Annotated in this window: 10 protein-coding genes; 4 read left to right on the top strand and 6 right to left on the bottom strand. The window is 61.9% G+C overall.

All coding sequences use genetic code 11. The features are described from left to right. Nucleotides 1–98: 98 nt before the first annotated feature. Nucleotides 99–2,744 carry a DNA translocase FtsK gene (locus ACFQDI_RS21375; protein WP_377170737.1) on the bottom strand — a complete coding sequence of 882 codons (2,646 nt, stop codon included), beginning with the start codon at nucleotides 2,742–2,744 and terminating at the stop codon, nucleotides 99–101. Nucleotides 2,745–2,904: 160 nt separating this feature from the next. Here ACFQDI_RS21375 and ACFQDI_RS21370 point away from each other — a divergent pair, with 160 nt between their 5' ends. Continuing rightward, on the top strand, nucleotides 2,905–3,339 hold the full coding sequence (locus ACFQDI_RS21370; RefSeq protein ID WP_377170735.1) for a c-type cytochrome domain-containing protein: 435 nt from the start codon (nucleotides 2,905–2,907) through the stop codon (nucleotides 3,337–3,339). 66 nt (nucleotides 3,340–3,405) lie between these two features. Continuing rightward, nucleotides 3,406–4,446, top strand: coding sequence for an SAM-dependent methyltransferase (locus ACFQDI_RS21365; RefSeq protein WP_377170733.1), 1,041 nt, complete (start codon nucleotides 3,406–3,408; stop codon nucleotides 4,444–4,446). A 12-nt stretch (nucleotides 4,447–4,458) separates the two neighbouring features. Here ACFQDI_RS21365 and mutM read toward each other — a convergent pair whose 3' ends face one another. From mutM to ACFQDI_RS21340, 5 genes are read right to left on the bottom strand one after another with little or no spacing between them, the layout of a single operon-like run. Then, nucleotides 4,459–5,271 carry a bifunctional DNA-formamidopyrimidine glycosylase/DNA-(apurinic or apyrimidinic site) lyase gene (mutM, locus tag ACFQDI_RS21360; protein ID WP_377170731.1) on the bottom strand — a complete coding sequence of 271 codons (813 nt, stop codon included), beginning with the start codon at nucleotides 5,269–5,271 and terminating at the stop codon, nucleotides 4,459–4,461. 7 nt (nucleotides 5,272–5,278) lie between these two features. Beyond that, a complete protein-coding gene (gene sufU, locus ACFQDI_RS21355) occupies nucleotides 5,279–5,716 on the bottom strand; it encodes a Fe-S cluster assembly sulfur transfer protein SufU (protein ID WP_377170729.1) in 438 nt (145 codons plus the stop codon). A gap of 34 nt (nucleotides 5,717–5,750) precedes the next feature. Next, nucleotides 5,751–6,968, bottom strand: a complete 1,218-nt coding sequence (locus ACFQDI_RS21350; protein WP_377170727.1) for a cysteine desulfurase — start codon at nucleotides 6,966–6,968, stop codon at nucleotides 5,751–5,753. Between the two features lie 17 nt (nucleotides 6,969–6,985). Continuing rightward, entirely contained in the window at nucleotides 6,986–7,276 is a 291-nt protein-coding gene (locus tag ACFQDI_RS21345; RefSeq protein WP_377170725.1) for a hypothetical protein, read from the bottom strand. A gap of 50 nt (nucleotides 7,277–7,326) precedes the next feature. Then, entirely contained in the window at nucleotides 7,327–7,563 is a 237-nt protein-coding gene (locus ACFQDI_RS21340) for a hypothetical protein (protein ID WP_377170723.1), read from the bottom strand. Between the two features lie 142 nt (nucleotides 7,564–7,705). On the opposite strand from ACFQDI_RS21340, the gene ACFQDI_RS21335 reads away from it, so the two are divergent. Next, nucleotides 7,706–11,656 (top strand): PVC-type heme-binding CxxCH protein, encoded by a 3,951-nt coding sequence (locus tag ACFQDI_RS21335; RefSeq protein WP_377170721.1) that lies wholly within the window; start codon nucleotides 7,706–7,708, stop codon nucleotides 11,654–11,656. Between the two features lie 19 nt (nucleotides 11,657–11,675). Beyond that, nucleotides 11,676–12,515 carry an HNH endonuclease gene (locus ACFQDI_RS21330; protein ID WP_377170719.1) on the top strand — a complete coding sequence of 280 codons (840 nt, stop codon included), beginning with the start codon at nucleotides 11,676–11,678 and terminating at the stop codon, nucleotides 12,513–12,515. Nucleotides 12,516–12,527 lie beyond the last annotated feature (12 nt).

The raw sequence follows: 12,527 nt of genomic DNA, 5'->3' as shown, positions 1-12,527 counted from the left end.
GTAGTTTGGAGCTTTAGCTCGTTCCGGGAAAGCTCCGCAGGCCCTGAACGAGCTGCTGCGCAGCCGCGAAGCAAACCTCTGGACTACTTTGTCCGGCCTCAGTCCATCTGCACCAAAATCTCACGCGGCTTGGCACCTTCTCCGGGGCCGATGATGCCACGGTCTTCGAGGATGTCGATCATGCGGGCGGCCTTGCCGTAGCCCAGGCGCAGGCGGCGCTGCAGCAGGCTGGTGCTGGCCTTCTTCTCCTGGCGGATCACCTCCAGGCACTTCTCCAGGCACTCCTGCTCTTCAGAACTCACGCCGTCTTCGTCTTCGCCGTCTTCATCACCGAACTCGCCGCTTTCGTCGTCGACTTTGACATCAAAGACCGGCTTGCCCTGCGCCACGCAGTGCTCCACCAGCGCGTGGATTTCATCATCCGTCACCAGTGCGCCCTGGCTGCGAACCGGCTGCGCACCACCGGGAGGCACGTAGAGCATGTCCCCCTTGCCCACCAGATTTTCCGCACCTTTACGGTCCAGGATGACGCGGCTGTCCAGCGCAGAAGAAACCTGGAACGCAATGCGCGTCGGGATGTTCGCCTTGATCACGCCGGTGATCACGTCCGCACGCGGCGTCTGCGTGGCCACGATAAGGTGGATGCCCGCCGCACGCGCCATCTGGGTGATGCGGGCGATGGCCACTTCGATGTCCGCCGGGGCGGTCTGCATCAGGTCTGCCAGCTCGTCCACGATGACCACGATGTAGGGCATCGTGTCCGGAATGACGACTTCCTGCCGGCGTGGCGGCGGTGCCTGGGAATCCCCCAGCCAGGTGCCGCTGGCGTCGCGAAGCTCGTTGTTTTCCGTCTCTCCATCCACCGTGCCGACCTCGGCGGTCTTGGGCTCTGTGTTTTCCTCGGCGGCTTCCTTGGCAAACTCAGCGGAGACACGGGCGTCATCCACGCCAGCCTTCATCTTCGTTTTGGTTGCGGCGGCTGCAGGGGCAACCGTGGCGGCAGCCGCATTGCGCGCAGCACGTGCGGCGTCTGCCTCGGCCTTGCGCTTGATGTTGCGGTTGTTGAAGGCTTCGAAATTCCGGCACCCCTCCTGGGCGAAGATCTGGTAGCGGTTCTCCATCTCCTTCACCACCCAGCGCAGCGCCAGCAGCGCCTTCTTCGGATCGGTGACCACCGGCAGCGCCAGGTGCGGCAGCTCCTCGTAGTTCTGCATTTCCACGACCTTGGGGTCGATCATGATGAACCGCAGCTCATCCGGCGCAAAGCGGCAGATCAGACTGGTCACGATGCTGTTGATGCAAACGCTCTTGCCGCTTCCCGTGGCGCCTGCGACGAGCAGATGCGGCATGGCCGCGAGATCGCCGATGATCGTCTTGCCATACACGTCCTTGCCCAGGGCCACTGGCAGCTTGGACTTGCCGTTCACGAAGACTTCGTCCTCCAGCAGCTCGCGCAGCGGCACGATGGTCTTTTCCGAATTTGCCAGCTCGATGCCCACCGTGTCCTTGCCCGGGATCGGCGCCAGGATGTTGATGCGCTCGGCACGTGTGGCACGGGCGATGTCCGCGTCCAGATTCGCGATGCGGCTCACGCGCAGGCCGTCTACGGGACGCACCTCGTAGCGGGTGATGGCCGGACCGCGGGTGATGTCCCCCGGCTCCACGCTGATTCCAAAGCTGGCCAGCGCCTTGACGATGGTGGCTTGGATGCCAAGCAGCTCGTTCTTGTCCGTGGGCGCGCGCTTGGTGTCCTCTGGCCATTTGAGCAGCTCCATGGAGGGCAGCTTGTAATCCTTGAAGAGCTTGGTCAGATTTCCCAGCGAGCCATGCGGGGCCTGCTCGATCTTCTGTGCGCGCTTCTGCTCCCAGACCTCGGCCAGCTTCGGCTTGTCGCTGCGGTCATCATGCGCGCGTGAAATCGAGGAGTCGATGATCTTCGGCGGCGGCGGGTCAAACTTCAGCGGCAGCTCCATGTTGGTCGCGGTGACAGCAGGCGTATCGCCGCGCAGTTCACCGCCCTTGTCCTTCTTCTTCCGCCTGAGGCCTTCCGGCACAGGCGTCACCGTGCCAGGGACGGTGTTGGCGGCTTCTTCCGCCAGCTTTTCCTCGATCAGGCGCTGCGCCTCGCGCTCCGCCTTCCAGCGCGTGATCTCCAGACGGATGTTGTGCATCACCGTCAGCGGGTGCTGACCGGTCACCAGAAAGAGCCCGCCCATGTACACCGTGCCGAGAAGCAGAGTGGCTCCGACCTTGCCCAGGAGGTTCTTCAGCAGACTACCGCCAATCACAAAGCCCAGACCGCCGGAGCCGCCCAGGGGGGTGAAATGATCCCGCTCACTCAGCAGGTTTTGCACCTCCAGCAGAGCGGCACCGCTGATGATCATGATGGCCACCCCCAGCCAGGCTGCCCGGGTGACCTTGATTTTCGAGTGCAGCTTGCACACGCCGAACCACATCATGCTGCAAGGCAGCAGGTAGGCCGCATAGCCCATCAGCCACAGCATGTGGCCCGCCACCAGCGCCCCGACGCGCCCCACAAAATTGTGCGTCACCTCCCCGGTGGACTCGGAAAGAGCCAAAAAAGACCACGATGGCATGTCCTGAGGGTCATAGGACACCAGCGCCAGCAGCAGCATCACCGCCATCATCAGGAAGCCGATGCCAAAGGCGTCATTCCATGGGCTTTCTTTCTCGTCCGTAGATCGGGCGCGAGGGGGGCGGGCGGCAGAGGCGGCACGGCTCATGACAACAATCTGGTAATTGTGGCAGACGAAATAATTTAAGGCCACCAAAATATTTACCTTGCCTCACTTTTGTGAATCGGCTTCGATTCGTGCCAGGGATGCTGCTTGACCGCAAAATTCCCGCGAACATCTTTGTCCGTCGCTACGTCATACCATCCTCATGAAAAACACCCTCGCCCTCACCCTCGCAGCCGTGCTCGCCCTCGGTGCCTCCGTCACTTCCACCACCAGCGCCCAGGACGCCGGCAAAGTGGATTTTGAAAAGCAGGTCCTCCCCGTCCTCAAGGAAAGCTGCTTCAAGTGCCACGAGAAGGAGCACGAAGACAATGGCAAGATCAAGAAGCCCAAAGGCGGTCTGCGTCTCGACAGCGCTGCAGCCATCATGAAGGGCGGCAAGGAGTACCCTGAGGAAAACGTCGTCGCCGGCAAGCCCGACGCCAGCTGGCTGGTGAAGACCATGACCCTGCCGGACTCTGATGACATGGCCATGCCTCCTGAAGGCAAGGGCGACCGCGTCTCCGCCGCCAACATCGACCTCATCAAGAAGTGGATCACCGAAGGCGCCAGCTTCGGTGCTTGGAAGGGCGTGGAATAATTTCTCAGCACAACATCTCACCACGGAGGGCGGAGCCTTGGGCTCCGCCTTTCTTTTTCCCCCTTCATGAATACCCCTTTCCGTTTCACCACCTGCCGCGCAGGATCTGAAGCAACGCTCAAGCGCGACATCGCCAGCCATTTCGCCGGTGAGCTAACCCCGGCCTTCATGAAGCCGCAGTTCATCACCTGGAAGGTACGCAGCCCCGGCTTCAGCCCGCCCAAAAATCTGAGCCACTTCGCGCGAGTCAGCGGCATCTCCCTTGGCCTCTGCAAAACCATGGCTGAAGCCGTCGAACATGCCCGCAAACTTGGCCCCAGACCTGTGCGCCTCCATGTCTTCCCGCGCGTCACCGATGAGGATGGGGTGAAAGCCGACACCTGGCAGCGCATCGACGCCCTCGCCGCAGAGATCTCTGCCGCACTCGCACAAGCCGGCATTCCGCTCGAAACCCGGCTACCCCTCAGTCATGGCGATTTGATTCTCGACGTCGTCGTTGGCGAAACTCAGGAGGAGCCCTTTTTTCTAGGCTGCCATGAGCACCAGCCCGGCATGCACAGCCAGCCGGGCGGCCTGCCACGCATTGCCCTGCCCTCAGAGGTGCCCTCACGCGCCTGGCTCAAGCTGGAGCAGGCACTCGCCTGGCGCGGCTGGGATCAGCTCGACCTGCGTGGCCAGACGGCGCTCGATCTCGGCTGCGCTCCCGGCGGCGCCACTTACGCGCTGATTCAGCGTGGCATGAGTGTCCTCGGCGTGGATACCGGGGAAATGGACCCTCGCGTGCTGGAGCTTGCCAAGGCCAAAGGCGTGCGGTTCGAGCACTGGCGCACCGCCGCAGGCCGGCTCAACCTCACGGCACTCCCGCAGGAGCCCGCACTGCTGCTCTGCGACATCAATCTGGCGCCACCTGAAATCATTCCCACCCTCTGCCGCATCCAGGATGCAGTGCAGGCACGCCGGCTCATTCTCACCATCAAGCTGAACACCCCTGCCCTCGAAGACCGGGCGCATGAGTTCATCGACACCATCCGCGACTTCGCCCCAGCCCCCGTCTTCGCCACCCAGCTCGCAGGCAACCGCCGCGAAATCTGCGCCACCGCCGGCTGAGCCCGACGACGTTCACTTCTGGCACTTCGGGCAATAATACGTCGCCCGCTGCCCCTGCACGATGCGCTTCACCGGCGTCTCGCACACACGGCAGGGCTCGCCCTCGCGGTCATACACCCGCAGCGTCTGCTTGAAGTAACCCGGCTCGCCGCTCTCGTTTAAAAAATCCCGCAGAGTCGTCCCGCCCATCTGGATCGAGGCCGCCAGCACCTTGCGGATCGCCTGCACCAGCTTGGCCAGACGCGGTTTGGAAACCTTGCCCGCAGGCTGGCGCGGATCAATGCCCGCCATAAAGAGCGCCTCGCTCGCGTAGATGTTGCCCACGCCCACGACCACATGCGCGTCCATGATCACCTGCTTGATCGCCGCTGTCTTTCCGGCACACGCTGCGTGCAGCGTCTCCACCGTAAATTCATCCCCCAGCGGCTCCGGCCCCAGGTCCCGCAGCAGCGGATGCTCCGCCGGATCTCCCTCGATCCACAGCGCCGCGCCAAACCGGCGCGGATCATGCAGCCGCAGCTGCCGGCCATCCTCCATCGTGATCGCCAGATGGTCGTGCTTCTTGAAAGGCGTGTCCGCTGGCAGCACCCGCAGATTCCCCGACATGCCCAGATGCAGCAGCAGCGTGCCCTTGGCCGTGCCAAACAGCATGTACTTCGCCCGCCGCTCCCCGGACTCTATGCGGCAGCCCTCAAGCTCATGAATCTCATCCGGGACCGGCCATCGCATGCGTTTGTCCCGCACCATCACCTCCCGCACCTTCTTGCCAATCACATGCGGCAGCACACCGCGCAGCGTGGTTTCGACTTCGGGGAGTTCGGGCATAAAAAGCCTACTTCCCCTCCAGCGCCTGCTCCAGCGCGCGCCAGGCCAGCATGGCGCACTTCACGCGCTGGGGAAATTTCTGCACGCCTTCGAGGAGGATGAGCTCACCGAGGGCATCCTCATTCGCGGGAGCACCGTCGCCCATCACCACGCGGCGAAAATCCTCACGCACGGCCGCGGCTTCGTCCTTGGACTTGCCCTTGATCTTCTGCGTCATCATCGACGCGCTCGCCTGACTGATGGCGCACCCCTGGCCGGTGAACTTGAGATCTTCGATGCTGCCGTCGTCCTTCACTTTCACCCAAACGTCGATCTCGTCGCCGCAGGAGGGATTGTCCCCATGGGCGTGAAGACAGGGCGGCGGGATTTCACCGCGATTGCGCGGGTTGCGGGAGTGATCCAGGATCACCTGCTGGTAGAGATCGCGAAGGTCGTCGGAAAGCATGGTCGTAGGGGCGGGTCAGGCCGGAGGGCCCGTCTCACGCGAAGAACTTACGCGCGAGGAGCAGTACTTCGACGAGACGATTGATCTCTTCAAGCGTGTTGTAGAAGTAGAAGCTGGCGCGGGTGGTGCCAGGCACCTTGAACCGCTTCATCAGCGGCTGCGTGCAGTGGTGCCCGCCGCGCATGGCCACGCCGTGACTGTTGGCAAACTCCACGAGATCATGCGGGTGGGCAAAGTCCAGGTGGAAGGCCACCAGCGCGCCCCGGTGGCCGTTCTGCGGCCCCAGAATGCGGATGCCAGGGACCTCGCTCATGCGCTGCACAGCGTAATTGGCCAGATTGTGGTCATGGCGCTGGATGCTCTCCAGCCCGATGGCCTGCAGGTAGTCGATCGCCGCACCGAGGCCGATCACACCGGAGATGTCCGGCGTGCCCGCCTCAAACCGGTGGGGCGGCCCCTTGTAGGTGCTGCCTTCCATCGTCACGCTCAGGATCATCTCGCCCCCGCCATGCCAGGGCGGCATGCTTTCCAGCAGGGCCATTCGGCCATAAAGCGCGCCGATGCCCGTGGGGCCGCACATTTTGTGTCCCGAAAAGGCCAGGAAATCGCAGCCGAGATCCTGCACATCGATGGGCATGTGGCCCACGCTCTGCGCACCGTCCAGCAGCGTCACCGCACCCACAGCCTTCGCCTTGGCGATAAGCTCCTTGGCAGGATTGATGGTGCCTAGCGAGTTGGAAACATGCACAAAGGCGAAGAGCTTCACCTGCTCATTCAGCAACGAATCGATGGCCTCAGGGTCGAGCGTGCCGTCGTCCAGCACGGGGATGTGTTTCAGCGTGGCTCCGGTGCGCTGGGCCAGCAGATGCCAGGGCACCAGATTGCTGTGGTGCTCCATGCCCGTGACGAGGATCACATCTCCAGCGCGAAGATTTTGAGTGCCCCAGGTGTTGGCCACGAGATTAATGCCCTCGGTGGTGCCACGCGTGAAAATGATCTCGTCCTCAGACGCCGCGCCGATCAGGCGGGCCACCTTGCCGCGTGTGGCCTCATAGGCCTCGGTGGCGCGGTTGCTCAGCTCGTGCAGGGCACGGTGTACGTTGGCATTGTCACGCTCATAGTAGTGCGTGAGCGTCTGAATGACAGCGCGCGGCTTTTGGCTGCTGGCGGCGCTGTCCAGATACACCAGCGGGTGTCCGTTTACCTGCTGGTCGAGAATGGGAAAATCAGATCGTATGCGGTGCCAGTCCATGTGTGCTGGCGGCACACTTAGCGAGCCGCCATGCGCTGTCCAGCGGCACCCACGGCCGCAGGCTGACGGCCGGCGTAGTGGCCGCGGCTTTCGATCTCACGCGCACGCTCCTGCATGCTGGCAGGCTTGCCGTCTGTGGGCAGTTCATTCTCCCCCAGCCAGTCAAGCATGGCAGAACCGGTCTGATCCAAAAACTTCACCGGATAAAGCAGGGAGGAATTTTTGAATGAATTCCATGTCCGGCTGTTGCTGCAATTGGTGAAGCATACAGAGATCAAAACGAGAAAGCTGGCGCGGGCGAATTTCATGAAAATCGAGTTTTTATCATGCCGGGTTGTTTATGTAAACAACAAGATGTCTAGCGTCTGAAGGCCAGCCTGGAGCCGATGCTGCCTTCTGCGGGCAGGATTTCGTTCCCCTTCTTGTTTTGCACTTCCCTCGCGCGCATTTCCACGGTCTTACCGTCCACCGGACTGCGGCCCTCCTCTTCGGCAAAAAGAAGGGCGTATGGCGCCAGTCTGATCGCAGTACCGATTAGCCCACAGCTGCTCAGTGAGAGCATGGCGGCGCAGGCAAGGATCAGGCGGGATTTCAAGAGCATTAGTTAAAAATTATCACATCTGGCTTTGCGAGTAAACATTTTTGATCCCGATCGGCCAAGAACGAAACTTGCTCTTTCCGCGGCAAGCATTGCTCCGGCCCAGCCGTATTGCATTGCCCTACCGTCTCCAACCGCCATGAAGAAGATACTGCTTCCCCTGCTCCTCGCCCTCACCCTCCCGCTTCAGGCACAGCTCGAATTCAAACGAGGCGACAGCATCGCCATCCTCGGCAATGCGCTGCCAGACCGCTCCCAGTACTCCGGCTGGCTGGAGACCATGCTTACCCAGGCCCATGCAGACAAGGACCTCACCTTTCGCAATCTGGCCTTCTCAGGCGACGAGGTGCAAACCTGGCACCGCATCGACAACTTCGGCACCCGCGACGAATGGCTGGCCAAGGTGAAAGCGGACGTCATCTTCGCCTTCTACGGCTACAACGAGTCCTTCAAAGGCTACGAGGGCATCGAGGAATATAAGAAGAACCTCGCCAAGTTCATCGACGACATCAAGTCGCAGAACTTCAGCGGCAAAGGCGCCCCCCGCATCGTTCTCTTCTCCCCCATCGCCCTGCAAAAGGTGGCCAGCCCCAGCCTCCCGCCGGTGGAGGAAAAGAACACCAACATCCAGAACTACGCCGCCGCCATGAACGAAGTGGCCGCCGCGAAGGGCGTGACGTTTGTGGATCTCTTCCAGCCCAGTGCCAAAGGCCTGCCGGAAGGCTCCACCCTGGACGGTCTCTACATCACCGACAGCGGTGAAAAGGCCATCGCTGCCTCCGCCTTCAAATCCCTCACAGGCAAAGACGCGCCCCAGGTGAATGAAAAGCTGCGCCAGGCCATCATCGACAAAAACTGGGAGTGGCACCAGCGCTACCGCACCGTGGACGGCTACAACGTCTATGGCGGCCGCTCCGGCCTGGCCTACGCCGCAGGCGTGGGCGGCTTCAAGCAGAACGAGCGCACCCCCGAGAAGCCCTACATCTCCAACTACCAGGTCATGATGGAGGAAATGGCCCAGCGCGATGTCAAAACCGCCAACCGCGACCAGCGCGTGCACGCCATCGCCAAGGGCGGCGACCTCGTGGTGAAGGACGACAACCTGCCACCCGTGGAAAAGGTGCCCACCAACATGCCCAACCCCAAGGAGGGCAAGGAATTCAACAAAGTCCCCATGACCGGCATGACCTTCACCCCCGAGGGCCTGGTGGACTTCCCCGATGCCAAGGAGGCGATGAAGAACATCCAGCCCGAGGCGGGGCTGAAGATCACCCTCTTTGCTGATGAAAAGATGTACCCCGAGCTGGTGAACCCCGTGCAGATGGCCTGGGACACCCGCGGCCGCCTGTGGGTCAGCGCCTGGCTGAACTACCCCGAGCGCACCCCCACCAGCACCAAGGGGGACAGCCTGCTCGTCTTTGAAGACACCAACGGCGACGGCACGGCGGACAAGATGACCGAATTTGCCGACAACCTGAACTGCCCCACCGGATTCAATTTCTACAAGGACGGCGTCATCGTCATGCAGTCGCCCAATCTCGTTTATCTCGAAGACACCGACGGCGATGGCAAAAGCGACAAGCGCACCATCCTGCTCATGGGCCTCTGCGCCGCCGACTCCCACCATGAAACCAATGCGCTGAGCTACGACTGCGGTGGCGCGCTCTATCCCAGCGATGGCGTCTTCCACCGTACCCAGGTGGAGACCCTCTACGGCCCCGTGCGCAATACCAACGGCTGCATCTACCGCTTTGACCTGAACCGCCGCACGCTGGAGCGCTTCACCACGGACGCGACGGTGAACCCCCACGGCAAGGTCTGGGACCGCTGGGGCAATGCCTACTTCACCGACGCCACCGGCAATGTGAACACCTTTGCCGAGGCCTCCTCATGCTATCTCCCCCGCGAAGGCGGCGGCAGCGCCAAGCTGCAGGAGTTCTGGAAGCGCCCCGCACGCCCCAGCCCTGGCAACAACATCATCTCCAGCCGCCACTTCCCGGACGACTGGCAGAACAATTTCCTTAACACCAACGTCATCAGCTATCAGGGCATCTGGCGCGTGCCGCTCATGCCAGATGGCGCCGCAATGAAGGGCGAGGTGAGCAATGAGCTCGTCAAAGCAGACCCCGCCGTCTATCCTACCTTCCGCCCCAGCGCCGTGAGCGTGGGCCCGGATGGCGCACTGTATTTCTGCGACTGGTCCAATGCCATCATCGGCCACATGCAGCACCACCTGCGCGACCCCAACCGCGACCACAAGCATGGCCGCATCTACAAGCTGACCTATGAAGGCCGCCCGCTGCTCAAGCCCGCCAAAATCTACGGCGAGAGCATCGAGAACCTCCTCGAAAACCTGAAAGCCTGGGAGGACAATGTGCGCATGCGCACCAAGATCGAGCTGGCCAAGCACGACGCGCAGAAGGTTGCCACCGCCGCCAAAGCCTGGGCCGCCAAGCTGGACAAGAATGACGCCGAATATGAGCATCATCGCCTCGAAGCCCTGTGGACTCACCAGTGGGTGGACGTCGTGGATGTGGATCTGCTCAAACAGGTGCTCTCCTCCCCCGAGCCGCGCGCCCGTGCTGCGGCCACCCGCGTGCTCTGCTACTGGAAGGACCGCGTGCCCGGCGCACTGGATCTTCTCAAGGTCGCTGTCAACGACCCCGCCATGCCCGTGCGCATGCACGCCGTCCGCGCCCTCAGCTTCTACCAGCCCACCCCGGATGCCGAGAAGGCGCTGGAGATTTCCTATGATGTGCTCAAGCAGCCCACCGACTACTACATCGACCACGTCTTCGGCGAATGCCGCAAGGGCCTGCAGTCCGTGCTCAAGACCAAGGTGCTGCCCAAGGACCCCGCCGCGCTGGCCGAGTTCATCGCCAAGACCACTGACGCCGATCTCAAAGGACTGCCCGATCTGGAGCCCGTGCTCATCGAAAAACTCACCCGTCCCAAACTTGGCGCAGATGTGCGCGCCGCTGCGCTGACAGAGCTGGCCAAAAACTCCGGTGACGACACGCCTGTGGTGCTGGTGAACATGCTCAAGCGCATCGAAGCCGCCGATGGCAGGCTCAACTCCACCGCCGATGATCTTGGCAAGCTCCTGCTGGCCCAGTCTCCCGGCATGCTGGCCCGCCACGGCACGCTCCTCAAGACGCTGGCCAAGGAGGCGAAACTGACCTCGGTCAGGCGCGCCTGCTACGCCGCCTACATCGTCGGCGACAAAACGCCGGACAACCTGTGGAAGAGCGTCGCCGACGCCGGAGAGCGCAACACCATCATCGAGTCCATCGCCCTCATCCCGGCCAACGAGGCCGCTCTGCGTGCCAAGTTCCAGCCGCACCTCACCGCCATGCTCGGAGACGCCTCACTCAGCGCCGCCGGCCGGCGTGCCGTGCTCTCCGCCCTGCCGCTCATGGGCCCCGCCAATGCCGCCGCCAACTTCCAAATTGCCGCCCAGCACCTCATCGATGGCGCGGAACGCAACGCCGCCGCCAAAGCCCTGCTCAAATTCCCCAAGGCCAACTGGGACGCAGCCAAAGCCACCCCCATCACCGATGCCGTGCTGGCCTATGGCAAAAGCGTGAAGCCCGCCGACCGCAGCAAGCCTGAGTACGTCGAGATCATTGCCGCCGCCAAGGAGATGGCCGCGCTGCAGGGAGATGCCTCCAAGGGCATCCTGGCAGAGCTGAAGACCATCAGCGTGGATGTCTTCGTGGTACACACCGTGCACGAGCAGCTGCGCTTTGACACCACCAGGCTCGAAGTCACCGCCGGCAAGCAGTTTGAAGTCATCTTTGAAAACGACGACGTCATGCCGCACAATTTTGTCATCGTCCCGCCCGGCAAGCACATGGAGATCGGCACCGCCGCCATGACCATGACGCCTGACAAGCTGGACAAGCAGGGCCGCGCCTACATGCCCGCCGCCTTTGAAAAAGAGATCCTCGCTGCCACCAAGCTGCTCGAGCCCGGCCAGAAGGAAACCCTCAAGCTCAAAGCCCCGTCACAGCCCGGCGAGTACGAATTCGTCTGCACCTTCCCCGGCCACGCCGTCCTCATGTGGGGCACGCTGAGCGTGGGGAAGTGATCATTGATCGCCTGTTGAAATGACGCCCATGTCAGGAAGAAAACAGCGAAAAGAGTTCACCTCCGCGCAAAAAGCCCAGATCTACAGGCGGGACAGGGCCACATGTGTTCTGTCCGGCAAATCGCTCTGGTCCCTCGACTATGGCGCCTGTCCGTTGGTTGAATGGGATTGGGTGGACCACATCAAACCCGTCTCGCGCGGGGGCAAATCCGAAGTCGAAAACGGAATCTGCTCCTCATACACCTTCAATGTCAAAAAACGCGCCAATGGGGCCGACAAGTTCCATATGCTCGACCTGAACAGGGAGGGCGCCCCATCTCAAACCTTCTATTACTACTTTGGCAGCATCAGTTCGGAGTTGAAGGATCAGTTGATCAGGCTTTCCAAAATCGAACCGGCCGACTGGTACTTCAACAGGGCCGTCAGCCATCTCATGACTGCCTGCGACAAGTCATACACCAGGCCCGGTCACAAACGAAAGCCTGGCTACTACCGCGACTCCGCCCTCAAAAAACTCGAGGAATTCCGAAGCCAGGGCGGCAGCAGGAAATCCCTGGAAAACCGCAATCTGGTTCTCCACCCCGAGTGCGAAGACGTCGAGCTGCTTCTGTCAATGATCGAAGTCCAGACACTGGGCTCGTTCGGCAAAAAATTAAGCCGCCTTAAATCCATCTACATTGAGAATGCCAGAGCCATGGACTCATTCTGGGAGGCGGAAACCATCCGTGACATGAGAGCCCTGGCGGCCAGGATTGCCAGAAACAAGGCGATCACCCCGGCCGTGCTGAAAGCTGTCAAAACGCAGCTCGATTTCCGGGAGAGCGATCCTCGCAGCAAATCACGGACTGCGAGAATCTGAACTCCGATCCGG

Origin of the sequence: Prosthecobacter fluviatilis (assembly GCF_042655725.1) — a bacterium.
In the GTDB taxonomy this organism is placed as follows: Bacteria; Verrucomicrobiota; Verrucomicrobiia; order Verrucomicrobiales; family Verrucomicrobiaceae; genus Prosthecobacter; species Prosthecobacter fluviatilis.
Note: the sequence above shows the minus strand (reverse complement) of the source record. Positions and strands in the feature narration are given on the sequence as shown.